Source organism: Streptomyces sp. NPDC051940 (genome assembly GCF_040680895.1).
Classification (GTDB): Bacteria; Actinomycetota; Actinomycetes; order Streptomycetales; family Streptomycetaceae; genus Streptomyces.
Window position 1 is genome coordinate 1 of sequence record NZ_JBFAXR010000010.1, and the last position, 23,965, is coordinate 23,965.

Consider the following 23,965-nt stretch of genomic DNA (forward strand, 5'->3'; position numbering starts at 1 on the left):
CCCCACCCGCGGCCCGCCGGGGCCGGGGCCCGCCCGGTGTGTACCGGGCGGGCGCCGCCTGTGAGCCGTGGCGCCGGGAGGCGCTACTTCGGCTGCGGCTTGCGGATGGTGAGGTGCAGCTCGCGCAGCCGGGTCTCGTCGACCTCGCTCGGCGCGCCCATCAGCAGGTCCTGCGCGTTGCCGTTGAGCGGGAAGGCGATCGTCTCGCGGATGGAGGGCTCGTCGGCCAGCAGCATCACGATGCGGTCGATGCCCGGCGCGATGCCGCCGTGCGGCGGGGCGCCGAACTTGAACGCGCGCAGCATGCCGCCGAACTCGCGCTCCACGTCCTCGTTGGAGTAGCCCGCGATCTCGAAGGCGCGGTACATGACGTCCGGCTCGTGGTTGCGGATCGCGCCGGAGGACAGCTCGGTGCCGTTGCAGACGATGTCGTACTGCCAGGCGAGGATGTCGAGCGGGTCCTTGGAGTTCAGCGCCTCCAGGCCGCCCTGCGGCATGGAGAACGGGTTGTGCGAGAACTCGATCGCGCCGGTGTCCTCGTTCTTCTCGAACATCGGGAAGTCGACGATCCAGCAGAACCGGAAGACGTCCTCCTCGAACTGGCCCGCGCGCTTGGCGGCCTCGACCCGGACGGCGCCCATGATCTTGGAGACCTCGTCGAACTCGCCGGCGCCGAAGAAGACCGCGTGGCCGGGCTTCAGGCCCAGGCGCTCGGTGAGGACCTTGACGTTCTCCTCGGTGAGGAACTTGGCGATCGGGCCCGTCAGCCCGCCGTCCTCGCCGACGCGGACCCAGGCCAGGCCCTTGGCGCCCTGCTCCACGGCGTAGTCGCCGAGACCGTCGAAGAACTTGCGCGGCTGGTCCTGGACGGACGGCACCGCGAGGGCCCGTACGTGCTTGCCGGCGAACGCCTTGAACTCCGAACCCTCGAAGACGTCGGTGATGTCGACGAGCTCGAGCTGCGCGCGCAGGTCCGGCTTGTCCGAGCCGTACTTCAGCATCGCCTCGCGGAACGGGATCCGCGGGAAGGGGGAGGTGACGTGGCGGCCGTTGCCGAACTCCTCGAAGAGGTCCGTCATGACCTTCTCGATGACCTGGAAGACGTCCTCCTGCTCGACGAAGGACATCTCCATGTCGAGCTGGTAGAACTCGCCCGGCGAGCGGTCGGCGCGGGCGTCCTCGTCGCGGAAGCAGGGGGCGATCTGGAAGTAGCGGTCGAAGCCCGCGATCATCAGCAGCTGCTTGAACTGCTGCGGGGCCTGCGGCAGGGCGTAGAACTTGCCGGCGTGCAGGCGGGAGGGGACGAGGAAGTCGCGGGCGCCCTCGGGGGAGGTGGCCGACAGGATCGGGGTCGCCAGCTCGTTGAAGCCGAGGGACGTCATCTTCTCGCGGATCGCGCGGATCACGGCGGTGCGCAGCATGATGTTGCGGTGCATCCGCTCGCGGCGCAGGTCGAGGAAGCGGTACTCGAGCCGCTTCTCCTCGTTGACGCCGTCGTCGGCGTTGATCGTGAACGGGATCTGGTCGGCGGCGCCCAGCACCTCGACGTCGGTGACCTCGACCTCGACCTCGCCGGTGGGCAGGTCGGGGTTGACGTTCTCGGCGCCGCGGGAGGCGACCTTGCCGTCGACGCGGACGACGGTCTCCTTGGTGAGCTTCGCCAGGGCCTCGTTCGCGGCGCTGCCGGGGCGGGCGACCAGCTGCGTGATGCCGTAGTGGTCGCGGATATCGATGAACAGGATGCCGCCGAGGTCGCGCCGGTTGTGCAGCCAGCCGGAGAGGCGGACGTCGGCGCCGACGTCGCTTGCGCGCAGTTCACCACAGCTGTGGGACCGGTAACGGTGCATCTTGCGTCATCCTGATCATCGAGACGGGATAGGGGATGAGGCGCGCCGCGCCTCACCGGCAGGCCCGCCAGCCGTCAAGCGTACCGGTCGCGGGACCTCGCCCCGATTCGACGGGTCGGGCTCGCCTCGGGCTGCGCCCGGGGTACGGGATGGGCGGCCCGCTCGCCGCGCCCGGCGCCGCCCCGCGCCTCCGGCGCGGGGATCGCCCCCACCCGCACACCACCCGTCACCGCGTCGCCTGGTCACCCCCGGCGCCTGGGGTACGCCCCCGCCCCCACCGGCTGTGCCCGCCGGGGTTGGCCCCGCCAGGCGGGCACGGCCCGGCCCCGGGGGGAGCCCCTCGGGGCCGGGCCCCGGGGGGAGCCCCTCGGACCCAGCACGGCCAGAGGCATGCGGGCGCGCAGGCGGGGCCCCTGGCCGCGGGCCATAGGCCCGCCTGCGGCCCCAGGCGCCGGGCCGTTCCGCGGCAGTCGGTGACGGGTGGTGTGTGGGGGGGAGATCCCCCGCGCCGGAGGCGCGGCAAGCCCGGCGCCGGACACAGGCGCAAACCGACCACCACGTGGGTGGGGCGCCGGCCACGAGGCGCAAACCGGCCACCACGCGCAAACCGTCCTAAAATATGCCAGTGCGCATCGAGGACATCCTCAAAACCGTCGGCACCGGTGTCTGGCGGTGGGACACCGGCTCCGGCGAGGTCCGCCTGGACCAGGAGGCGGCGCGCCTGATCGGGCTGCCGCCCGACCGGACCACCACGACCTCCTCGGATGTGCGCTCCCGCTTCCACGGCATCGACTACGTCGAACTCAGGGGCCTGATGGAGCTCACCCTCAGCGAGGGCACCCTCGCGGAGGCCGTCCTGCGCGTCGTGGACCCCCAGGGAACCGTGCTGCGCAGCGTCCGCAGCCGGATGCGTCCCTCCCCCGCCGACCCCCGGATCCTCCTCGGCACCGTGCAGCAGCTGGTCGAACCGCTGCCCGGCGCCGTCGCCGGAACGTCCCCGCCGTCCCCGCTGACCAGCGACTGGCGGCTGTCCCGCGAGGCGTTCCTGCTCGACGCCGGCCGCGCGCTGGCGGAGGCGAGGTCCACCGACGAGGTGCTGCGCGTGGCCGCGTCGCTGGCGATGCCCGGTTTCTCCCCCGACGGGATGGCGGTCTTCGGGGTGGAGGGCGACAGCCTGAGCGTGATCGGCCACCACGGCTACAGCAAGGACGACGAGCAGCCGTTCCTCCGTATCCCCCTGGACTCCGACTACCCGGGCGCCGTCGCCATCCGCACCGGCCGCGCCATCTACATCCCGAGCCCCGCGGAGTACGAGCGCCGCTTCCCCGAGGCGTGGCGGCTGGCGAGCCAGCTGGGCCGGCGCTCCTGGGCGTACCTCCCGCTGACCGTCGGCGGGAAGACGACCGGCGCCTGGATGGCGGCGTTCTCCCATGCGGCGCCCTTCACGCCGTACGAGCGCTCCGTGCTCACCACCGTGGCGCGCATGCTGGCCGCCGCGCTCTCCCGCGCGCATGTCCACGAGTCGGAGCGCGAGCTGTCGGCCGGCCTGCAGCGCACGATGATGCCCGCCACCACCCCCGACATCCCGGGCCTGGAGGTGGCCGCCCGCTATGTGCCCACGGGCGGCGGCCTGGACATCGGCGGCGACTGGTACGACGTGATCGCCCTGCCCAGCGGGAACACGGCCCTGGTCATCGGCGACGTCCAGGGCCACGACGTACGGGCCGCGGGCCTGATGAGCCAGCTGCGGATCGCGGTGCGCGCGTACGCCGCCGAGGGCCACCACCCGGACGCGGTGCTGGCCCGGGCCTCGCGCTTCCTGTACGGCATCAACCAGAACGACGCCGAGGACGACGACGGCCGGTTCGCCACCTGCCTGTATCTGGAGGCCGACCCGGCGGACGGCAGGCTCACCATCGCCCGGGCCGGCCACCTCGACCCGGCGACCGGGCTCGGCGACGGCACCATGGTGATCCGGCCGACCGACGGCGGGCTGCCGCTGGGCATCGTCCCGGACCCCGACTATCCGGTCACCGAGCTGCAGCTGGAGTACGGGGAGACCCTGCTGCTGTGCTCGGACGGCCTGATCGAGACCGGCGGCCACGACATCGACACCGGCCGCGACCGGATCCGGGACGTCTTCGCCGCCCACGCGAACACGGACCTGGAGAACATCGCCGACGCCATGATCGACGCGGTGAGCGGCGTACACGCCCACGAGATCCCCGGCCCGCACGCCGAGCGCCGCGAGGACGACATCGCGCTGATCCTGCTCGCCCGCGACGGCGCCCTGGCGGTCCCCGTCGAGGAGCTCGGCGGCCGGCACATGCACCTCACGGTGTCGCAGGCCGAGCAGCAGCGGGTCGCCGACGCCCGCCACGAGCTGCGGTCGCTGCTGCACGACTGGACCGCGCCGGACCAGGTCGACTCGGCCGAGCTGGTGCTCTCCGAGCTGATCGCGAACGTCCTGGTGCACACCGAGGGCGACGCCCGCGTCCGCGCCGATACCTCCGGCCCCGCGGGCGGCCGCACGCTGCGGGTCGAGGTCGCCGACGGCGACGACGAGCTCCCGCACCGCCGCCACCCCGGCGAACTGGCCTCCTCCGGCCGCGGCGTACTGCTGCTGGAGGCGCTGTCCGGGGCGTGGGGGGTGGAGCCGCAGGGGGACGGGAAGTCGATCTGGTTCGAGGTGTACGAGGAGCAGGGCCCCGGCTGAGCGGGCATCCCGGGCCCGTGTTCGACAAATCCGGGGCGGTCGACAATCATCAAGGCCGAAGCGCTGAATGATCGTTAAGCGAGACTGAATGCCGGGGCGGGGCAGGCCGGCCGCGTCACCCGACGCGGACCGGCCGCACGGCGCACGGCGCAGGTCGTACGGGAGGGGAGGGGCCGTGGAGCGGCACGAGATCGAGACGTTCCTCACCCTCAGCGAGGAGCTGCACTTCGGCCGCACCGCGCAGCGGCTGCGGCTGTCCCCGGCCCGGGTGACCCAGATCGTCCAGAAGCTGGAACGCCGCTTCGGGGCACCCCTGTTCACCCGCACCAGCCGCGCGGTGGCGCTGACCGACCTCGGCCGGCGGCTCGGCGACGAGCTGCGGCCGCACCACGAGGCCATCGAGGCCGCCGTCCGGCGGGCGGTCGACGCCGGCCGCGGCGTCAGCGGCGCGCTGCGGCTGGCGTTCCTCGGCCCGGCCACGGGCCAGCTGCTGGTGACGCTCGCGGACACCTTCCACGCCCGCCACCCCGAGGCCGAGGCGCGGCTGGTCCTGGAGGCCGAGATCGGCGACCCGCTGCGGCCGCTGCGCGACGGCCGGGTCGACATGATGGCCATCCATCTGCCCGTACGCGAGCCGGATCTGAAGGTCGGGCCGGTGCTCATGCGCGAGTCGCGGTGCATGGTGGTGCCCGCGGCCCATCCGCTGGCGTCCCGGGAGTCGGTGACGGTGGAGGACCTGGCGGGGGAGGACGTGGTCGTGGCGGGCAGCGCCGTCCCCGACTACTGGCTCGCGCACTGGATCCCGGACCGGACGCCGTCCGGCCGGCCCGTCCGGGTCGCCCATCGCGTGGCCACCTTCCAGGCGGGTCTGGCCCTGATCGCGGCGGGCAAGGGGATCGGCATCGCGGTCGACCAGATCTCGCGCTACTTCCAGCGGCCGGGCGTCGCCTTCGTGCCGGTGACCGGTGCCCCCGAGGACGAACTGGCGCTGGTGTGGCCCGCGGACCGGGAGTCGGAGCTGGTCCGCGCCTTCGCCCGGACCGCCGAGGAGTTCGGCACCGCCCGCCTCGACGACGTCGTTAAGCCCGGCTGAACGGCCCTTTCCCAGTTCGTCATTGCCGCGCCTGCCGCCCCGCGAAGATCCTGGTCGGGTCGGGCCGGACCGCCCGCGCACCCGGCGGACAGGACGGAGCCATGCCCTCGACCCACGCGGACCCGGCCACGCCGCCCCGGGCCCGGCGCGCACTCGCCCTGGCCCGGTCGCTGCCGGCGGCCGTCGCGCTCACCGCCGCGTACACCTGGCACTTCGCCTCGCCGGCGTACGCGATGGGCCGCCAGGGGCTGGCGGCCCTGGTGGCCCATGCGATCGCGCGCTTCCTGCCGGTGTGACGGCCCGCGTCGCGGCGTTCGGCGGGCGCTCAGTCCTCCGGACCCGCCTCGGTCATCCCGTGCACGGCCGGGATCGTGCCGAGCCGGCCCTTCTGGAAGTCGTCGAACGCCTGCTGGAGCTCCTCGCGGGTGTTCATCACGAACGGCCCGTAGTGCGCCATCGGCTCCCGGATCGGCTGCCCGCCGAGGAGGACGACCTCCAGGTCCGGGGTGTGCGAGTCCTGCTTCTCGTCCGCGCGCACGGTCAGCGAGGAGCCCGTACCGAAGACGGCCGTCTGCCCCACCTGGACCGGCCGCCGGTCCGTACCGACGGAGCCGCGCCCGGCCAGCACGTACGCGAGGGCGTTGAAGTCCTCGCGCCACGGCAGGGTCAGCTCCGCGCCCGGCGCCAGCGTGGCGTGGATCATCGTGATCGGCGTGTGCGTGATGCCGGGGCCCTGGTGGCCGTCCAGCTCGCCGGCGATGACCCGGAGCAGCGCGCCGCCGTCGGGGGACGTCAGCAGCTGGACCGTACCGCCGCGGATGTCCTGGTAGCGCGGGGCCATCATCTTGTCCTTGGCGGGCAGGTTCACCCACAGCTGGAGCCCGTGGAAGAGACCGCCGGACACCACCAGGTGCTCCGGCGGCGCCTCGATGTGCAGCAGGCCGGAGCCGGCCGTCATCCACTGGGTGTCGCCGTTGGTGATGGTGCCGCCACCGCCGTTGGAGTCCTGGTGGTCGAAGATGCCGTCGATGATGTACGTGACGGTCTCGAAGCCGCGGTGGGGGTGCCAGGGGGTGCCCTTGGGCTCACCGGGCGCGTAGTCCACCTCTCCCATCTGGTCCATCATGATGAACGGGTCCAGATAGCGGTAGTTGATCCCGGCGAACGCCCGCCGGACGGGGAAGCCCTCGCCCTCGAAGCCGCTCGGCGCGGTCGTCACGGCCAGCACGGGCCGGGCCACGGCGTCCGCGGCCGCGACCACCTTGGGCAGGTGCAGCGGGTTCTCGACGGTTACAGCAGGCATGGGGACCTCCTCGGGTTCTCCAACCAGGTTAGTTGAACTCACAACAACCTGCAATCGGGGCCCATTCCCGCCCCGCCTGACCTGCTCTAACGCCGGTCAGCCGAGATTGATGTGGTACGCCTTGCGCAGCGTCTCGTGCACCGTCCAGGTCGTCCGGTCCCCGGCCCGCAGCACGGCCGCGTCACCGGGCCCCACCTCGAGCACCCCGCCCCCCTCGACCTCGACGGTGGCCCGCCCGCTGACCACGACGAACAGCTCGTCGGCCTCCGTGTCGGTGACCACCCCGGGCGTGATCTGCCAGACCCCGCGTATCTGCCGGCCGTCCGCCGACTCCCAGACCACCTTCCCGGTGACCTCGGGACTCCCCGACACGATCTGCCCGGGGTCGAGCGGCTCCGGCTCCAGCTCCGCGTCGGGAACATGCAGGGCGAAGGAGGCGGGGGCGGTGGTCATGGCGAACCTCTCGTGGTGCGTCGTACCGATGAATCCGTCGCTCACATTCAACCAAGAGCACGAAATCCGTGGCAATGGCTGCTCTCGGTTACGGATATCGCAGCTCGTTACCCCGTCGTAAGCCCGGACTCCGGTGATCCGGGGCGGATGGCAAGCTTGAGGGCATGAACGATGCCGCCCCGGCGCCCGTGCCCACCCCCGCGCCCGCCTCCCGCCGTGCCCGTGTCCGCGCTCCCGAGCTGGTCGGCAAGGGCGGCTGGCTCAACACGGGAGGCAAGGAGCTCACCCTCGCCGACCTGCGGGGCAAGATCGCGGTTCTCGATTTCTGGACCTTCTGCTGCATCAACTGCCTGCACGTCCTCGACGAGCTCCGCGAGCTCGAGGAGAAGCACCGCGACACCGTGGTGATCGTCGGCGTGCACTCGCCGAAGTTCGTGCACGAGGCCGAGCACCAGGCCGTGGTCGACGCCGTGGAGCGGTACGGCGTGGAGCACCCGGTGCTGGACGACCCGGAGCTGGCGACCTGGAAGCAGTACGCCGTACGGGCCTGGCCCACGCTCGTGGTCATCGACCCCGAGGGCTACGTCGTCGCCCAGCACGCCGGCGAGGGCCACGCGCACGCCATCGAGGCGCTGGTCGGGGAGCTGGAGGCCGAGCACGAGGCGAAGGGCACGCTGCGCCGGGGCGACGGCCCGTACGTACCGCCGGAGCCGCAGGCCACCGACCTGCGCTTCCCGGGCAAGGCGCTGCTGCTGCCGTCGGGCAACCTGCTGGTCTCCGACACCACCCGGCACCAGCTGGTGGAGTTCGCGGCGGACGGCGAGACGGTCGTACGCCGGATCGGCACCGGCGCGCGCGGGCTGGTGGACGGGGTACGGCCCCAGTTCAGCGAGCCGCAGGGGCTGGCCCTGCTGCCGGACGGCGCGGTCGTCGTCGCGGACACCGTGAACCACGCGCTGCGCCGGCTGGACCTGGCGACCGGCGAGGTGACGACGGTCGCGGGCACCGGTCGGCAGTGGTGGCAGGGGTCGCCGGTGTCCGGTCCGGCGCGCGAGGTGGACCTGTCGTCGCCGTGGGACGTGGCGTGGTTCGACGGCAGGGTGTGGATCGCGATGGCCGGCGTCCACCAGCTGTGGACGTACGACCCGCGGGCCGGGGTCGTCGAGGCGGCGGCCGGCACCACCAACGAGGGCCTGGTCGACGGCCCGGCGGCCGAGGCGTGGTTCGCCCAGCCGTCCGGGCTGGCGGCGGCCGGCGACCGGCTGTGGATCGCGGACTCCGAGACCTCCGCCGTGCGCTGGCTGGACCTGGACGGCGTGGTGCACACGGCCGTGGGCACGGGCCTGTTCGACTTCGGCCACCGGGACGGCGCCGCGGAGCAGGCGCTGCTGCAGCATCCGCTGGGGGTGACGGCGCTGCCCGACGGCTCGGTCGCCGTCTGCGACACGTACAACCACGCGCTGCGCCGGTACGACCCCGCCTCGGGCGAGGTCACGACGCTGGCCACCGATCTGCGGGAGCCGTCGGACGCGGTGCTCGTCGGGGACCACGTGGTGGTCGTCGAGTCGGCCCGGCACCGGCTGACCCGGCTGCGGCTGCCGGAGTCGGCCGTACGCGTGGAGTCGGTGGCGCACCGCACGCAGCGGGCGGCGACCGAGGTGGCGCCGGGCGGGCTGCGGCTGGACGTGGTGTTCCAGGCCCCGGCGGGGCAGAAGCTCGACGAGCGCTACGGGCCGTCGACGCGCCTGCTCGTCAGCTCGACGCCGCCGGAGCTGCTGGCCTCCGGCGCGGGCACGGGCACGGACCTCTTCCGGGACCTGGTGCTGGCGGACGGGGTGACGGAGGGCGTGCTGCACGTGTCGGCGATGGCGGCGTCGTGCGACGACGACCCGTCGGTGGAGTACCCGGCGTGCCATGTGCACCAGCAGGACTGGGGGGTGCCGGTGTCCGTGGTGGCCGGGGGGACGGGGCGGCTGGGGCTGGTGCTGGCGGGGATGGATGAGGGGTGACGGGGGGCGCGTGACGGGGGGCGTGACGGGGGCGTGACTGGGCGCGTGTGACCGGGCGCGTGTCGGCGGGTCAGTCCGCCGGCAGTCCGAACCACCGCAGCAGCACCGGCCGCGCTCCCGGCTCCGCGTCCTCCGGGCCGTACGCGTAGCGGGCCAGCAGCTCCAGATAGTCGTCGTGGAAGGCGTCCAGCTGCTCCTTGGTGAGATGGCTGAGTCCGCGTGAGCCGCGCATCCAGCCGGGCTCTCCCTGCTCGGTGAAGCGCCGCGCCAGCTGGATGTCCTCCTCCAGCCGCATCCGGCCCAGCTCGTCGGCGACGGCCTGCTCGGCGGGCGTCATCTCCTCCTCCGGCGGCCGCCGGATGTCCAGCCCCCGTACGCCGCGCCACCAGCGCTCGCGGCCGGCCGAGCGCTCGGGGATGTCCTCGATCAGGCCGCCGCGCTCCAGCATGCGCAGGTGGTAGCTGAGCGTGCCCGTGTTCTCCCCCAGGGCCGAGGCCAGGGTCGTCGATGTCGCCGGGCCGTGTACGCCGAGATGGCGCACGATGCGCAGCCGGAGGGGATGCGCCAGGGCCTTGAGTGCCTCGGGGCTGGTGACCGTACGCCGTTCCTGCGTCATGGGCTCATTCTAGCCGAGCGGCAGAGATTTCTCTGCAGAGCTTCCTCTGCAGAGAAATCTCTGCAATGATGGAGTCCGGCCCAGGGAGTTCCGGGGAGTTCGGCGAGTTCCCGGCAAGGAGAGGTGTGAGTGACATGAATCAGCGACGACGCGTACGGGTACGGGCCGCGTGGCGGCAGGCGACGGCCGCCACGGGCGCGGCGCTGCTGGCCGCCCTGACCCTGGGCGCCGCCCCCGCGGCGGCCGCGGAGTCCCCGGAGTTCGACTTCGACGCCTGCCCCGCCCTCGCCGAACTGCCCGCGGACGCCGATCCGGGCACCTGGCGCTGCGAGGTCATGCACGCCACGGGCCAGCTGCGGATCGGCCGGGTCACGGCCCGGATCTCGGAGCCGATGGAGGTGGTCTTCGCGGAGGGCCGGGTGAACGGCGAGTTCCGTCAGGTCTTCGGGCGGCTCTCGTCCCCGCCGATACGGGTGGACGGCGCGCCACTGACGCTCACCCCGCGGTACGCGGGGTACTCCGACTTCCAGGGGAACGACGAGCGGCGCGGCGAACTGGCCGTGTCCTTCGGCCTGCGCGCCGGCTCGCTGCTTCCCGCGGGGTGCGCGATAGGGGCCCCGGACGGGGGCATCCTCTTCACGCTCAAGGACACGGCACCCACCCGCGTCATATCCACGAACCCGCTCACGGTCACGTTCGCCGCCGCGGACACGGCGTTCGCGGCGCCGGGGACGACGGACTGCGGCCGCCTCACCCCGGCGCTGGACGCCGCGCTGGGCCTGCCGGCGCCGTCCGGCTCGAACGCGCTGGAGCTGTCGGCGACGGTGGGCATCCGGCCCTACGCCCGGTAACGGGGGAGGCATCCGGCCCTACGCCCGGTAGGGGCACACGGGGCGTGGGCCGGCCCGCGGGCCGCCCGCCGCCCCCGCGGGTCAGCCCTCCATGAAGGCCACCAGCGCGTCCGTGAGGTACGCCGGGTCGTCCGCGCCGCACATCTCCCGGGCGGAGTGCATGGACAGGATGGCGACGCCGATGTCGACCGTCGCGATCCCGTGGCGCGCGGCCGTGATCGGGCCGATGGTCGTCCCGCAGGGCATGGCGTTGTTGGATACGAAGCTCTGCCAGGGCACGCCGGCACGCTCGCACGCGGCCGCGAAGACCGCGCGTCCGGCGCCGTCGGTGGCGTAGCGCTGGTTGACGTTGACCTTCAGGATGGGGCCGCCGTTCGGCACCGGATGGTGGCCCGGCTCGTGCCGCTCGGCGTAGTTGGGGTGGACGGCGTGGCCCGTGTCCGAGGAGAGGCAGACCGAGCCGGCCAGCGCCCGGGCGGCGTCCTCGAAGGTCCCGCCGCGGGCGAGGGCGGAGCGCTGCAGCACGTTGCCCAGCAGCGGCCCCTCCGCGCCCGTGTCGGACTGGCTGCCGTTCTCCTCGTGGTCGAAGGCCGCGAGGACGGGGATGCAGTCCAGCGGCTCGTCGCCGGTGGCGACCGTGGCCAGCGCGACCGTGCCGGCGTGCACGGACAACAGGTTGTCCATCCGCGGGCCGACGACCAGCTCGCGGTCGCGGCCCAGATACGCGGGTGCCTCCACGCTGTGCACCATCAGGTCCCAGCCCACGACGTCCGCGGCCGGCACCCCGGCCTCCGCGGCGACGAACGCGATCAGATCACCCTCGGCGACCTCGCCCAGCCCCCACACGGGCGTCATGTGGCGCTGCTTGTCGAGCTTGAGCCCGTCCATGTTGACCGACCGGTCCAGATGCACGGCCAGCTGCGGCACCCGCAGCAGCGGCCGGTCGACGCAGACCAGCTTCGTCGACCCGTCCCGCAGCGTGAGCCGGCCGCTGAGGCCGAGGTCGCGGTCCAGCCAGGTGTTGAGCAGCGTCCCGCCGTAGATCTCGACGGCGATCTGCCGCCAGCCGTGCGACCCGGTGTCCGGGTGGGGCTTGACCCGGAGGTTGGGGGAGTCGGTGTGCGCGCCCACGATCCGGTACGGCGTGGCAGGGGTGGCGCCCTCGGGCACGTACCACGCGATGATCGCCCCGCCGCGGGTCACGTACCGCCCCCCAGCGGTGCCGTCCCAGGCGTCCGTCTCCTCGACCTGCCGGAAACCGGCCTTCTCCAGCCGCTCGGCGGCACCCACCACCGCGTGGTACGGCGAGGGGCTCGCGGCCAGGAAGGACATCAGGTCGTCGGTGTGGCCACGATCGAAGCGGCGGCCGGGGGGGTGAGGGCTCATGGACTCCAGCATATGGAGCGCCGGGGGCAACGGCGCCCGCCCCCCGTGCACTGGCCACCGGACTTACCGGGCAAGTCGGCCGCCGGGCTGAACTTGCGTATCGGGCGGGCGTGGGTTATGGGGCGACACGTTCCTTCTGTGGCTATCTGATCTTCGGAAGCCGGGCCCGCCCCGCGCGGGTCCCGGTCGTCGATGCGCTTCGAAGGAGCCCGTCCCCATGCGCCGATTCACCCTCCCGGCGGGCATCGCGGCAACGGCCACACTGATGGCCGTCGTCCCGTTGTCCGCGGCCGCCGCTGCCGCCTCCCAGCCCCCCGATCCGGACAAACCCTGGGTGCTGCGCAGCCGCACCCTCGAGATCACGGACGCCGACTACGACTGGCTCTGTGAGAACCGTGATCCGGGGACGCCCCGCCGGCACACCTTCGCCCTCTTCCCCCCGGATGTGCTCGTCACGGCCGAGCAGACCCAGCTCAGCGCGGAGGGGCCCGACGGGGACACGATCCTGTGGAGCGGGGAGGGCGTCGAACGGCGCGACGACCGGGTGACCCTGGCCGTCAGCGGCGCCTGCGACAGCGGCCCGGTGTCGGTCGACGGACATGTGACGCTGCCCGACCGGTGGTACGAGCTGAGCTCGCCGGAGCCGGACACCCTGCGGATCGACGAGGTCGACCCGGAGCTGCTGCCGAAGCCGGTCCTGGACCCGTTCGAGGGCAACACCAGCCCGCCGCCGGAGGACACCTACGTACCGCCCGACGGCGAGGGCGAGACGACGGATCCCGCGGGCGGGACGGAGCCGGGGGGACCGGCGGAACCCGGGCAGCCCTCCGCGTTCACCCCGCCCGCCTGCGACAACCTCCCCACGCCCCCTCCCCCCGGCCTCCCGCCCGGCCGGCCCGTCTGCGTCATCCCGGCCACCGCACACGCGTCCCCCGCCACGCGCGCCGCTTCGAGGAGGCTGGAGCCCAACTCCCCCGCCGTCATCGACGTCGTCGTCGGCTACAGCCCCAAGGCCCTCGCCGAGGTCGGCGGCCAGGAGGGGATGCAGTCCCGGCTCGCGCTCATCGAGTCGCGGATGAACCAGGGGCTGGCCGCCACCGGCGTCCCCGCCAGCGTCGACATCGTCCACAGCTACGCCTTCGCGTACACCGGCGACGAGATCGCCTCGGCCATGCTCAGCAAGGTCCAGAACCCCGCCGACCCCACCCTGGGCAGACAGGCCGCCCAGCTGCGCGACAAGTACGCCGCCGATCTGGTCGCCCTGCTCATCCGGGTCCCGGACGGCTACAGCAGCGGTCAGGGCAGCCTGCCGGTCTCCGGCGCGTCGGCGCAGACCTCCGAGTACGCCTGGTCGGCCACGGACATCCGCACCACCACGTGGTGGAACAACTGGAACCACGAGCTGGGCCACAACTTCGGCCTCTGGCACGACCGCGCCACCCTGGCCAACCAGGGGATCCCGCCGCAGTACCAGCCCCCGCTGAAGACCGGCTGGATCACGACGGACAAGCAGTACTTCACGACCATGGCCTACTCCACCTCCTGCAGGCCGCTGACCTGCTCGGCGGTCAACCAGTACGCCGACCCCGCGCACAGCTATCTGGGCCGCCCCCTGGGCGACGCGAACAACAACCAGGTGCCCGAGCTGCTCCGCGCCCTTCCCTACATCGCCGACTACCGGGTCCGGCCGGCCGACCCCACGACGTACGCGCTGCAGCTGCTGGCGTCGCCGACGGCGGGCGGCCGGCTCGAGCCGGGGACGTTCGGCCCGTACGCCGAGGACACCGAGGTCACGGTGCGTGCCGTGCCCGCCGCGGGGTACGTGTTCGCCGGCTGGTCGCTGGACGGGGTCGCGCAGCCGGTCCGCGATCCGCGGTTCACGGTGCGGATGGCGGCGGACCACACGCTCGAGGCCCGCTTCACCGTGTCGCCCACCCCCCGGTACAAGCTGACGGTGGGCCCGGTCACGCCGGCCCGTTCCGGTGCGCTGCGGCTGGTCCCGGCGGGGAGCACCTTCGCCAAGGGCACCAGGATCACGATGACGGCCACACCCGCCAAGGGCTACGTCTTCAGGAACTGGCTGGTGGACCGCAAGGCGGCGGGCACCGGCACCAGTCTCAGCCTGGTGATGAACGCGGCCCACCACGTCCAGGCGGTGTTCGCGAAGCCGCCGGTCAAGGTGAAGCTGACCACCTCGGTCTGGCCGGTCAAGGGGGGCAGGGTCGTACCGGCCAAGGCGGGCCCGTACGCGAAGGGCACGAAGATCAAGGTGACGGCCAGGCCGGCGACGGGGTACCGGATCATCGGCTGGAAGCTCGACGGGAAGTCGCTGAAGACAAGGAACACGTCGGTCACCGTGACGATGGACAAGGCGCACAAGGTGTCCGCGGTCTTCGGCAGACGCTGAGCGCACCGCGGCCTGTACGCACCGGGGCCCGCCCACCGATCGTCGGTGGGCGGGCCCCGGTGTGTCAGTGGTGTCCGCGCGCCAGGCGTTCCGGGCGCGACGGGCGGATCAGAACGCCGCCTCGTCCAGCTCCATCAGGTCCAGGCCCACGCCCTCGGCGATGGCGCGCTGGGTGGCGACGCCCGGCAGGACGTTGTCCGCGAAGAACCGCGCCGCCGCGATCTTGCCCTGGTAGAACGGCACGTCCTTGGCGGAGGCGTGCGGCAGCTTCTCGGCGGCCACGGCCGCGCCCTTGAGCAGCAGGTAGCCGACGACGACGTCACCGGAGGCCATGAGCAGCCGGGTGGTGTTCAGGCCCACCTTGTAGATGCTCTTGACGTCCTGCTCGGTGGCCGCGAGGTCGGTCAGCATCAGGCCGACGATGGCCTCCAGCTCCACGGCCGCCTTGGCCAGCTGGTCGCGGGCGCCGGACAGCTCCTCGCCGCCCACCCCGAGCGCCAGGAACTTCTTGATCTCCTCGCTGACGGCGGTGAGCGCCTGCCCCTGGTTGCGGACGATCTTCCGGAAGAAGAAGTCCTGGCCCTGGATGGCGGTGGTGCCCTCGTACAGCGTGTCGATCTTGGCGTCCCGGATGTACTGCTCGACCGGGTACTCCTGCAGATAGCCGGAGCCGCCGAAGGTCTGCAGGGAGCGGGCCAGCTGCTCGTACGACTTCTCCGAGCCGTAGCCCTTGACGATGGGGAGCAGCAGGTCGTTCAGCGCGTGCTCGGCGGAGGCGTCCTCGCCGGCGGCCTCCTTGGCGGCGATCGCGTCCTGCACCGACGCGGTGTGCAGCACCAGGGCGCGCATGCCCTCGACGTACGCCTTCTGCTGCATCAGCTCGCGGCGGACGTCCGGGTGGTGGGTGATCGACACCCGCGGCGCGGCCTTGTCCGTGAACTGGGCCAGGTCCGGGCCCTGCACGCGCTCCTTGGCGTACTCCAGGGCGTTGAGGTAGCCCGTGGACAGGGTGGCGATGGCCTTCGTACCGACCATCATCCGGGCGAACTCGATGATCCGGAACATCTGCCGGATGCCGTCGTGCCGGTCGCCGATCAGCCAGCCCTTGGCGGGGTGGCGGTCGCCGAAGGTCATCTCGCAGGTGTTGGACGCCTTCAGGCCCATCTTGTGCTCGACGTTCGTGGCGTAGACGCCGTTGCGCTCGCCCAGCTCGCCGGTCTCGAAGTCGAAGAGGAACTTCGGGACCAGGAAGAGGGACAGGCCCTTGGTGCCGGGGCCGGCGCCCTCGGGGCGGGCGAGGACGTAGTGGAGGATGTTCTCCTCCATGTCGTGCTCACCGGACGTGATGAAGCGCTTCACGCCCTCGATGTGCCACGAGCCGTCCTCCTGGTGGACCGCCTTGGTACGGCCGGCGCCCACGTCCGAGCCGGCGTCCGGCTCGGTGAGGACCATGGTGGAGCCCCAGCGCTTCTCGACGGCGACGGTCGCGATGTGCCGCTGCTGCTCGGTGCCCTCCTCGTGCAGGATGCGGGCGAAGGCGGGGCCGGAGGAGTACATCCAGATCGCCGGGTTCGAGCCGAGGATCAGCTCCGCGTACGACCAGATCAGGGACGGCGGGGCGGTGGTGCCGCCGATCTCCTCGGGCAGGCCGAGGCGCCAGTACTCGGAGTCCATGAAGGCCTGGTAGCTCTTCTTGAAGGATGCCGGGACCGGCGCGGTGTTCGTCTCGGGGTCGAAGACCGGCGGGTTGCGGTCGGCGTCGGCGAAGGACTCGGCGAGGTCGTTCTCGGCGAGGCGGGCGATCTCCGAGAGCACGCTCCTGGCGGTCTCGACGTCCATCTCCTCGAAGGGGCCCGTGCCGTACAGGCTGTCGCGGCCCAGCACCTCGAAGAGGTTGAACTCGATGTCCCGGAGATTCGACTTGTAGTGGCCCATTCCGGCAGCTCCTGCATCAGGCAAAAAGGGATCAGCGACCATCCATGATGCTACCCGCTGGTAACAAACCGCAACCCTTGACAGCGATGACATTGCTCCGCTTGGGGTGATCCGTCCCACGCTCCGTCCCACGCCCCGGCCCACGCTCCGGCCCTCCGCCGCCCCGCCGCCGGGTCCCGCCCACGCCCCGACCCCCCTGCCTCGGTACCCCCGGTACGCTCTAAGGCATGTACGGCTACGACCAGAACGCGGGCCTCGGCCAGCCCCACGGGGGGCACCCGGGGTACGCGACCCCGCAGCCGCCGCCGTACCCGGGCGCCCACGCCGCGCCCGGCGACCCCGGCGGCTATGCCCAGGCGCCGCTGTACCCGGAGCCCTCGCCGCCCTCGCTCGCCGAGGCCGTGAAGGCGTTCACGGCCGGATCCCTCACCGCCGAGGACTTCCAGCAGATCTTCGCCACCTCCAAGATCTACTGCCCCCGCGGCGACAACCCCGGCTTCCTCGCCCTGCACAACACCCAGCAGCCGGTCATCCCCCTGTTCACCTCCCTGAAGGAGCTGCGCCGCTACGCCGGCCGCGAGTCGAAGCACTTCACGGTGACGGGCGCGGAGGTGCTGGACCTGCTGCCGACGGGCTACGGCTTCGTGCTGGACATGGAGGGCGAGCACCGGATGGTGGTGGACGCGAAGGCGGTCGAGGAGATGGTCGACTTCGCCATGCGGCGGATGTACGGCTAGCCCCGACTGGGCGTGCGGGTCGGCCTCGAACCCGTGAGACTCGCCGTATGAAATACCTCGTACGCGAGAAGTACCTCGACATCGGCGACGACTCCTGGATCGAGGACGAGAACGGCGACCGCGCCTTCTACCTCGACGGCAAGGTGCTGCGCGTGCGCGACACCTTCCAGCTGAAGGACGCGTCCGGCCAGGTCCTCCTGACCGTCAAGCAGAAGCTCGTCGCCCTGCGCCCGTCGATGACCCTGGAGCGCGACGGCGAGACGGTCTGCACGATCAGCAAGAAGCGCCTGAAGCTCCTGCGCGAGCGCTACTGGGCCGAACTGGCCACCGGCGAGAAGCTCGACGTCTACGGCAACATCATCGACAAGGAGTTCGACATCGAGTACGAGGGCGAACGCCTCGCCCGCGTCTCCCGCAAGTGGTTCCGCCTGCGGGACACCTACGCCGTCGACATCGAACGCGAGGACGCGGACGCGGCGATGCTCCTGGGCGTCGCGATCGCGGTGGACCGACTGGAGGCCAGACTCATGGCGAAGGCCGCGGACGGGTGAGGGCGTCCCGGGTCAACTCCGCCCGGCATGGGGACGGATGCGTACGAGTGGCATCCCTGCCCCAGGCGTCCGGCATTCGCCCAGCTCAGCATTTATAAGGCAGTATGGGCACCCCACAGGCTCCTACGCAGAGGGCGACATCCACGTGAACCGGAGTAGCGGCATATCGCTCCATGCGAGACCTGGAGCCATCGTGCTGGCGGCGCTGACGGTGGTGATCGGCCTGTGTGTGGTCGCCTTCGACCCGTGGGAGTCCGCGTCCTCCACCTCCGGGTCCTCGACAACCCTGGCCACCGAGGACACGCCCCAGCTCGCGGCCTGGCACACGTCGGCACCCTACGTTTTCGTCACCGATCCCAAGACCCCTGATCTCGTCGAGGTGTTGGAGGCCACGGGGCAGAAGGCCTTCACCCTGGCCTTCGTTCGCGCTCCCGCCTCGGGAGGGTGCACGCCCACCTGGGGCGGCACCGATCCGGTGAGCAAGGACACCCGGGTGGCCGCGGTCATCCGCGAGTTGCGCGCCCACGGCGGCGATGTGGCCGTCTCGTTCGGCGGCGGCGCGGGAACCGCGCTCGGCCTGGAGTGCGACAGCCCGCAGGCCACCGCCGACGCGTACCAGACGGTCCTGGACAAGTACGGGATCCAGGTGGTCGACCTCGACATCGAGCGGACGGTGAGCCAGAACCCCGCGGCGGTCGCCAACGAGATCGGGGCCGCGCGGATTCTCCAGCGGGAGAACCCCGGCCTCGTGGTCACGCTCACCGTCCCCGGCACCGCCACCGGGGTCGACGCCCTCGGTGAGCGCACCCTCACTCGGGCCAGGGACGAAGGGCTCGAGGTCGCCGCCTACACGCTCATGCCCTTCGACGGCGAGTTCCGCGGGGCAGCCGCACAGCAGGCGGCGCTGAAGGGCTTCAACCGCCAGCTGCGGACGCTCTTCGGATGGAGCGCCGAAGAGGCCTGGCGGCATACGGGAATCTCACAGATGAACGGCCTGACAGATCTCGGCGAGTACTTCTCCGAGGTGGACTTCGCGAGCAATCTGATCTTCGCGAAGTCGCACCACATGGCGCGGTTCACCTTCTGGTCGCTGAACCGGGACCGCCAGTGCACTCCGGCGGACAACAACATGCAGCTCTCGACCGAGTGCAGCTCGATAGCCCAGAGCGCCTACGCGTTCACCCGGTACAGCACCGATTTCGCGAAGTGGGCGGCAGCCCGCTAGAGGCAGCGGGTGGCAGGCGCCTCCTCCCGACCCCGTGCGGACCTCCCGACCTGGGGAGATGAGCCGGGCCCCTGCTATCGTGCGCCGATGTCTACGATCAAACAGTTCCAGGTGACCTTCGACTGCGCGGAGCCCGCGCGCCTGGCCGCCTTCTGGTGCGAGGTGCTGGGGTACGTCGTACCGGCGGTCCCGGAGGGCTTTGCCACGTGGGACGAGTACCACCGCACGCTGCCGCCCGAGGACGAGATCTACTTCGGGTGCACTGATCCCTCGGGTATGGCCCCGCGCCTGCTCTTCCAGCGAGTTCCCGAAGGCAAGGTCGTCAAGAACCGGGTGCATCTCGATGTGCGGGCCGGCACCGGGCTCGTGGGTGAGGAGCGCCTGGCCACCCTCGAGGCCGAATGCGCACGGCTGATGGCGCTCGGCGCGAAACACGTGCTGACGCAGCGCGCCGATGGCGTCAACGAGTCGTGCATCACGATGCAGGACATCGAGGGCAACGAGTTCTGCCTCACCTGATGCGCCCGTCCGGGCGGTGTCAGAGCTGTACGGCGTTGCGGTGTCCGCGCGTGGTGCCGCGGGTGTCGAGCATCCGCGTCGCCGTGTCGGCCAGCTGAACCGTGTCGATGGAGCTGTGGGCCTGCAGCAGGATGGTGAGATCGGCGTCCGCGGCCGTGGCCAGGAGATCAGTGGTGCGCTCCACCGACTCGTCGTCGACGCGCCACTCGTCGATGTGCGGGTCGAAGTAGACGACCTGGGCCCCGAAACGGCGCAGCTCGCGCAGCACCGCGATGACCGGCGTCTCACGCTGGTCCGCGATGTCCGGCTTGTAGGTGATACCGGTGAGCAGCACCCGGGAGCCGCGCAGCGCCAGACCGGCTTCGTTGAGCAGCTCCATGGCCCGCTGGACGACGTATACCGGCATCCGCTGGTTGATCTCCTGGGCGAGCTCCACGAAGCGGAAGGGGATGCCCAGCGACCTGACCTTGTAGGACAGGTAGTTCGGGTCGATGGGAATGCAGTGCCCGCCGACGCCGGGGCCGGGGTAGAAGGCGGCGAAACCGAACGGCTTGGTGGCGGCGCAGTTGATGGCGTCCCACAGGTCGACGTCGATCTCGCGGCAGAACATGGCCATCTCGTTGACGAGGGCGATGTTGACATGCCGGTAGGTGTTCTCGAGCAGCTTCGCCATCTCGGCCTCGCGCGTGCCCTTGGCCTCGACGACCTCCCCGACGAAGCCCTCGTACAGCTTGCGGGCGGCCTTGGTGCAGGCCGGCGTGTGTCCGCCGACGACCTTCGGGGTGTTCTCCAGGCCGTAGACGGGATTGCCCGGGTCTATCCGCTCGGGCGAGAACGCCAGGTGGAAGTCGGTTCCGGCGACCAGACCGCCGGCTTCCAGCGCCGGGCGGACCACCTCGTCGGTGGTGCCCGGGTACGTGGTCGACTCCAGTACCACCAGCATGCCCGGGTGCAGGTGCGCGGCCACCGAGGCCACCGCGCCCTCGACCGCGGCGAGGTCGGGCGCGCCGTGCTCGGTCAGGGGTGTGGGAACGCAGATCACCACGGACTTGGCCCGGCTGATCACGGAGGCGTCGGTGGTGGCGGTGAAACCCCGCGCCCGTATCGCCGCGATCTGCGCGTCCGACAGGTCGTCGACGTGCGAGCGCCCGGCGTTCAGTCCGTCCACGACGCTCTGGTCGAGGTCGAGGCCGACGACCCGGAGCCCGGCCACGGCGGCGGCCCGGACAAGCGGCAGACCGACGTACCCGAGGCCGATGACGACGAGATCGGTACCCTCGCCCCCCTGGGCATGCCGGTCAGACTGGGATATGTCGTTCTGGGCGGTCATAGCTTGCTTTCATCAGGCGATTTTTGGGAACACGGGCAGGTTCTGCCCCTACTTGTTGACCGGCACGGTCTCGATCTTCTTCGCACCCGCCCGCCAGGCCGCGAGGTGCTCCGGGTTCTTGGTGACCTTCCACTCGCCCCGCTTGCCCTCCGCGAAGCCCGCGTGGAGATAGATCATGCCGAGTACGTCCCGGTCCGTGGCCAGCCCTTCGAACATGGCGCGGATCCACTCGATCTTCCTCGGGCCCTGCATCACTCCGGTCTCGGTGATCACGATCGGGAGGTCGGTGAAGGTCCGGATCCGCTTCTTGGTCGGCACGATCAGGGTCTCCCAGGAGTCCTCCTGGAGATTGGGCGTCCAGTACGCCGCCAGACCGACCCAGTCCACGTACTTCTCGCCGGGCCAGAAAGGCTTCAGCGGGGTCTTGCGTACCGGGTTGATGACGTTCGGCGCCCAGATCCAGATCACGTTGGTGGCGCCCGCGGCGGTGGCGAGGTTGTGGATCCGCCGCCACGCCGCGACGTACTGCTCCGCGCTGGTGGCCTGAGTCCCCCACGGTTGCCAGTCGGTGTTGAACTCGGATGCGAACACGACACCGACCGGGAGGCCGGTCTGGGCCAGGTCGGCGGCGAAGGCCGAGATGTACGCGTCCTGGTCCCCGGCGACGATGGAGGCGATGGAGGCCTCCATCGGCTGCCAGTTCAGCACGGTCAGCGCATGCTGCTCGTAGGCGTCCCGCATGTGCCCGACGGGGGGCCGCTCACCGAAGTCCACGAACTCCAGGGAGAGGTTGGCCGGAGTCCGGGTCTTCTTGTTGTAGGCGGACAGCCCGGCCGCCCCGTTGGGGAGCGAGACCCCGAGGTACTTGCCGGACGAGGGGTGGATGAAGTCGCTCGCCTTGGGAAGGTCCGGTTTCGCCTGGGCGCCCGGGCTCCCCTCGGTGGCCGTGGTCCGGTCGGGGACCGCGTCCGCCAGTACGTCGGCACCGACGGACGAGGGCGTGGGCGGCTCGGCGGGCGACGGATGCCACAGGAAGAGGCTTCCCATGATTCCGGCGACTGCGATCGCCACGGTACCCGTGGTGTATCGGGTCTTCACTTCCTACCGCCTCCCTCAGAGGCAACCACCCGCATGAGCTGGACCGTGGGACGTTCCTCGCCCTGCCGGCTCCGCTCGGAGTCGACCGCCCAGGAGGGACGCCGCCAGGACTGCGGATCCTGCCCTCCGTGCGGGGCGCCGCCTCGCAGACGCCCGCCCGCCGCGGCGTACGCGTGCTGCTGCCGCTCGTACTCCCGGGCGGCGGCCCGCTGCTCGCGGTCGATCCGGGCGCGGCGGTCCGCTTCGGCTGCCCGCTCACTCGCCCTGCCGCCGCCGGTCATGCCGTCCGCGGGCAGGCCGGCCGGCAGATCGGCCGGGAGGCGCTGCTCGCGAGCCGCCTGGCCCGGCAGACCTTCGGGATTCGTTTCGTCCGGCATGTTCTCCGCCGGCCCCGAATAGAACACCTCGACGCGGGCGCGCGTCCCCCAGCCGGTCTTGTAGCACGTCAGCATGCCGTACCAGCGCATGAAGCGGAGGATGACAAGGGCCCACAGGACCGCGATCGGGGCGAGGAGCCAGGTCAGTATCTGGGACGAGAGTTCCTGGTCGTGCCGGCGCACCGCCAGATAGCGCGCGGTGATGAGGTACCCGACCATGCACATGATCTGCGCGCTGGAGCGCCACGGGACGGGCTGGTCGCGCAGCGGCCCCAGGACGAAGATGTGCGTCAGTACGGCGAGGGAGGCGAGGACCTGCGTCCAGCTCAGGAGATTGACCCAGTACGCGTAGCTGCGCAGGGGCAGGTACCGGAAACGCCACAGTGTCCGGATGGTCGAGCCGCGCATCCAGCGCATGTACTGGCGCTGGTGGTGCGACCAGTTCTCCGGCATGGCGACCAGGACGACGGCGCGGGGGTTCTGCACGGCGCGACCCCGCTCGAGCGCGTACAGCGTGAGCAGGGAGTCGTCGCTGAAGTGGACGTCGCGTCCCATGAAGGACTCCGCCAGGTAGCCGTCGACGTTGTCGCGGACCACGTCGAAGCGGTAGGCGCCCAGCGCACCGGAGTTCACCGTGACGCCGCCGAGGGTGCTCTGCGAGGCACGGCCGACCAGCTGCGAGGTGGTGTACCAGAGGTTGAGGATCCGGGCCATGACGTTGGCCTCGTCGTTCTCGGCCAGGATCAGGCCCGCCACGGACTGCACCCGGTCGTTGGCGAACGGCGCCACCAGTTCGCGGACGGCGTTGCGCTGGAGCACGCCGTCCGAGTCGACGGTGAGGAAGATCTCGGCATGGCCGGTCCAGCGCAGGGCGCAGTGCCCGTGCACCAGCCGCTTGCCCTTCCACTCGACCCGCTCCCACACGCCCAGGATTCCGACCCGCTCGGTCTCCTGCAGGAACCAGGCCTCGACCTGGGTGTAGTCGGCCTCCGGGTCGTCGGAGCCGTTGTCGACCACGTGGATGATGTCAGGCAGCCGGTCCTGGTCGATGAGCGATGCCAGGGCACGGCGCAGGATCATCGGGTCCTCGTTGTGCACCGGAACCGGGATCAGCACCCGCAGATCCCGGAGCTTGGCCCGCTGCTCGCCGTTGGGGCGGAACCTCGGGTGTACGACCAGCAGAAGCAGCTGCCACACCAGGATCAGGTAGGCGAAGACGTACGTCGCCTCCAACGGCGAGGTCATCAGGTCGACCCGCTGCAACGCCCGCCAGTGCGTGTAGCCCCAGCCGGCCAGGGCGATCGCCGTGACAGCGCTGATCAGCTGGTCGACGGACCGGTGATAGGCCGTGATCTTTCGCCGGGCCCGGACTCCGCCGCCCGCAGCCCGTCGGGAGGGCGGGGACGCGCTGCGCGCGTTCGTCACGACGGGTCTCCGATCTTCCTGTTGCGCCGGTAGCCGAACCGGACCACGACGGCACCGAGGACCGTCGTCAGGAACACACAGCCGAGG

19 protein-coding genes are annotated in these 23,965 nt (G+C 71.5%); 10 read left to right on the forward strand and 9 right to left on the reverse strand.

Annotated elements, in window-relative coordinates:
• Nucleotides 1–83: 83 nt before the first annotated feature.
• Nucleotides 84–1,847 carry an aspartate--tRNA ligase gene (gene aspS / locus AB0M28_RS06670; RefSeq protein WP_365398815.1) on the reverse strand — a complete coding sequence of 588 codons (1,764 nt, stop codon included), beginning with the start codon at nucleotides 1,845–1,847 and terminating at the stop codon, nucleotides 84–86.
• A 625-nt stretch (nucleotides 1,848–2,472) separates the two neighbouring features.
• Between aspS and AB0M28_RS06675 the strand changes: the two genes are divergently transcribed.
• From AB0M28_RS06675 to AB0M28_RS06685, 3 genes are all read left to right on the forward strand, one after another.
• Nucleotides 2,473–4,563, forward strand: coding sequence for a SpoIIE family protein phosphatase (locus AB0M28_RS06675; protein WP_365398818.1), 2,091 nt, complete (start codon nucleotides 2,473–2,475; stop codon nucleotides 4,561–4,563).
• Nucleotides 4,564–4,738: 175 nt separating this feature from the next.
• Nucleotides 4,739–5,656: a LysR family transcriptional regulator gene (locus tag AB0M28_RS06680; protein WP_365398820.1), complete on the forward strand. Its 918-nt coding sequence runs from the start codon at nucleotides 4,739–4,741 to the stop codon at nucleotides 5,654–5,656.
• Between the two features lie 101 nt (nucleotides 5,657–5,757).
• Nucleotides 5,758–5,952 (forward strand): hypothetical protein, encoded by a 195-nt coding sequence (locus AB0M28_RS06685; RefSeq protein ID WP_365398823.1) that lies wholly within the window; start codon nucleotides 5,758–5,760, stop codon nucleotides 5,950–5,952.
• A 29-nt stretch (nucleotides 5,953–5,981) separates the two neighbouring features.
• Here AB0M28_RS06685 and AB0M28_RS06690 read toward each other — a convergent pair whose 3' ends face one another.
• Nucleotides 5,982–6,959, reverse strand: a complete 978-nt coding sequence (locus AB0M28_RS06690; RefSeq protein WP_365398826.1) for a pirin family protein — start codon at nucleotides 6,957–6,959, stop codon at nucleotides 5,982–5,984.
• A 96-nt stretch (nucleotides 6,960–7,055) separates the two neighbouring features.
• Nucleotides 7,056–7,412 (reverse strand): cupin domain-containing protein, encoded by a 357-nt coding sequence (locus AB0M28_RS06695; protein WP_365399078.1) that lies wholly within the window; start codon nucleotides 7,410–7,412, stop codon nucleotides 7,056–7,058.
• Nucleotides 7,413–7,576: 164 nt separating this feature from the next.
• Here AB0M28_RS06695 and AB0M28_RS06700 point away from each other — a divergent pair, with 164 nt between their 5' ends.
• Entirely contained in the window at nucleotides 7,577–9,421 is a 1,845-nt protein-coding gene (locus AB0M28_RS06700; protein WP_365398829.1) for an NHL domain-containing thioredoxin family protein, read from the forward strand.
• Between the two features lie 70 nt (nucleotides 9,422–9,491).
• Here the strand turns inward: AB0M28_RS06700 and AB0M28_RS06705 are convergent, their stop codons facing one another.
• Entirely contained in the window at nucleotides 9,492–10,037 is a 546-nt protein-coding gene (locus AB0M28_RS06705; RefSeq protein ID WP_365398832.1) for a helix-turn-helix domain-containing protein, read from the reverse strand.
• Between the two features lie 134 nt (nucleotides 10,038–10,171).
• Here AB0M28_RS06705 and AB0M28_RS06710 point away from each other — a divergent pair, with 134 nt between their 5' ends.
• Nucleotides 10,172–10,888, forward strand: a complete 717-nt coding sequence (locus tag AB0M28_RS06710) for a hypothetical protein (RefSeq protein WP_365398835.1) — start codon at nucleotides 10,172–10,174, stop codon at nucleotides 10,886–10,888.
• An 81-nt stretch (nucleotides 10,889–10,969) separates the two neighbouring features.
• On the opposite strand, the gene AB0M28_RS06715 is transcribed toward AB0M28_RS06710, so the two are convergent.
• Nucleotides 10,970–12,274: a M18 family aminopeptidase gene (locus AB0M28_RS06715; protein ID WP_365398838.1), complete on the reverse strand. Its 1,305-nt coding sequence runs from the start codon at nucleotides 12,272–12,274 to the stop codon at nucleotides 10,970–10,972.
• A gap of 217 nt (nucleotides 12,275–12,491) precedes the next feature.
• Here AB0M28_RS06715 and AB0M28_RS06720 point away from each other — a divergent pair, with 217 nt between their 5' ends.
• Nucleotides 12,492–14,681 (forward strand): M12 family metallo-peptidase, encoded by a 2,190-nt coding sequence (locus AB0M28_RS06720; RefSeq protein ID WP_365398841.1) that lies wholly within the window; start codon nucleotides 12,492–12,494, stop codon nucleotides 14,679–14,681.
• A 108-nt stretch (nucleotides 14,682–14,789) separates the two neighbouring features.
• On the opposite strand, the gene AB0M28_RS06725 is transcribed toward AB0M28_RS06720, so the two are convergent.
• Nucleotides 14,790–16,616 carry an acyl-CoA dehydrogenase gene (locus tag AB0M28_RS06725; protein WP_365398844.1) on the reverse strand — a complete coding sequence of 609 codons (1,827 nt, stop codon included), beginning with the start codon at nucleotides 16,614–16,616 and terminating at the stop codon, nucleotides 14,790–14,792.
• A 227-nt stretch (nucleotides 16,617–16,843) separates the two neighbouring features.
• On the opposite strand from AB0M28_RS06725, the gene AB0M28_RS06730 reads away from it, so the two are divergent.
• The 4 genes from AB0M28_RS06730 (at nucleotide 16,844) to AB0M28_RS06745 (ending at nucleotide 19,648) form a co-directional block, all read left to right on the forward strand.
• Nucleotides 16,844–17,353, forward strand: coding sequence for an SseB family protein (locus AB0M28_RS06730; RefSeq protein ID WP_365398846.1), 510 nt, complete (start codon nucleotides 16,844–16,846; stop codon nucleotides 17,351–17,353).
• 47 nt (nucleotides 17,354–17,400) lie between these two features.
• Complete coding sequence (locus AB0M28_RS06735) at nucleotides 17,401–17,904, forward strand: LURP-one-related family protein (RefSeq protein WP_365398849.1); 504 nt, start codon at nucleotides 17,401–17,403, stop codon at nucleotides 17,902–17,904.
• 193 nt (nucleotides 17,905–18,097) lie between these two features.
• Nucleotides 18,098–19,129: a chitinase gene (locus tag AB0M28_RS06740; RefSeq protein ID WP_365398851.1), complete on the forward strand. Its 1,032-nt coding sequence runs from the start codon at nucleotides 18,098–18,100 to the stop codon at nucleotides 19,127–19,129.
• A gap of 87 nt (nucleotides 19,130–19,216) precedes the next feature.
• Nucleotides 19,217–19,648 carry a VOC family protein gene (locus AB0M28_RS06745; RefSeq protein ID WP_365398854.1) on the forward strand — a complete coding sequence of 144 codons (432 nt, stop codon included), beginning with the start codon at nucleotides 19,217–19,219 and terminating at the stop codon, nucleotides 19,646–19,648.
• A 19-nt stretch (nucleotides 19,649–19,667) separates the two neighbouring features.
• Here the strand turns inward: AB0M28_RS06745 and AB0M28_RS06750 are convergent, their stop codons facing one another.
• The 3 genes from AB0M28_RS06750 to AB0M28_RS06760 are packed head-to-tail and all read right to left on the reverse strand — an operon-like array spanning nucleotide 19,668 to nucleotide 23,878.
• Complete coding sequence (locus tag AB0M28_RS06750; protein WP_365398857.1) at nucleotides 19,668–20,978, reverse strand: nucleotide sugar dehydrogenase; 1,311 nt, start codon at nucleotides 20,976–20,978, stop codon at nucleotides 19,668–19,670.
• 48 nt (nucleotides 20,979–21,026) lie between these two features.
• A complete protein-coding gene (locus AB0M28_RS06755; protein WP_365398860.1) occupies nucleotides 21,027–22,049 on the reverse strand; it encodes a glycosyl hydrolase in 1,023 nt (340 codons plus the stop codon).
• Between the two features lie 23 nt (nucleotides 22,050–22,072).
• Nucleotides 22,073–23,878, reverse strand: coding sequence for a glycosyltransferase (locus AB0M28_RS06760; protein ID WP_365398863.1), 1,806 nt, complete (start codon nucleotides 23,876–23,878; stop codon nucleotides 22,073–22,075).
• Nucleotides 23,879–23,965 lie beyond the last annotated feature (87 nt).

Coding starts and splice junctions, on each gene's coding strand:
- AB0M28_RS06720 (WP_365398841.1), top strand. CDS start 12,492: ATGCGCCGATTCACCCTCCCGGCGGGCATCGCGGCAACGGCCACACTG.
- AB0M28_RS06705 (WP_365398832.1), bottom strand. CDS start 10,037: ATGACGCAGGAACGGCGTACGGTCACCAGCCCCGAGGCACTCAAGGCC.
- AB0M28_RS06735 (WP_365398849.1), top strand. CDS start 17,401: ATGAAATACCTCGTACGCGAGAAGTACCTCGACATCGGCGACGACTCC.
- AB0M28_RS06750 (WP_365398857.1), bottom strand. CDS start 20,978: ATGACCGCCCAGAACGACATATCCCAGTCTGACCGGCATGCCCAGGGG.
- AB0M28_RS06745 (WP_365398854.1), top strand. CDS start 19,217: ATGTCTACGATCAAACAGTTCCAGGTGACCTTCGACTGCGCGGAGCCC.
- AB0M28_RS06710 (WP_365398835.1), top strand. CDS start 10,172: ATGAATCAGCGACGACGCGTACGGGTACGGGCCGCGTGGCGGCAGGCG.
- AB0M28_RS06695 (WP_365399078.1), bottom strand. CDS start 7,412: ATGACCACCGCCCCCGCCTCCTTCGCCCTGCATGTTCCCGACGCGGAG.
- AB0M28_RS06700 (WP_365398829.1), top strand. CDS start 7,577: ATGAACGATGCCGCCCCGGCGCCCGTGCCCACCCCCGCGCCCGCCTCC.
- AB0M28_RS06725 (WP_365398844.1), bottom strand. CDS start 16,616: ATGGGCCACTACAAGTCGAATCTCCGGGACATCGAGTTCAACCTCTTC.
- AB0M28_RS06685 (WP_365398823.1), top strand. CDS start 5,758: ATGCCCTCGACCCACGCGGACCCGGCCACGCCGCCCCGGGCCCGGCGC.
- AB0M28_RS06690 (WP_365398826.1), bottom strand. CDS start 6,959: ATGCCTGCTGTAACCGTCGAGAACCCGCTGCACCTGCCCAAGGTGGTC.
- AB0M28_RS06715 (WP_365398838.1), bottom strand. CDS start 12,274: ATGAGCCCTCACCCCCCCGGCCGCCGCTTCGATCGTGGCCACACCGAC.
- AB0M28_RS06730 (WP_365398846.1), top strand. CDS start 16,844: ATGTACGGCTACGACCAGAACGCGGGCCTCGGCCAGCCCCACGGGGGG.
- aspS (WP_365398815.1), bottom strand. CDS start 1,847: ATGCACCGTTACCGGTCCCACAGCTGTGGTGAACTGCGCGCAAGCGAC.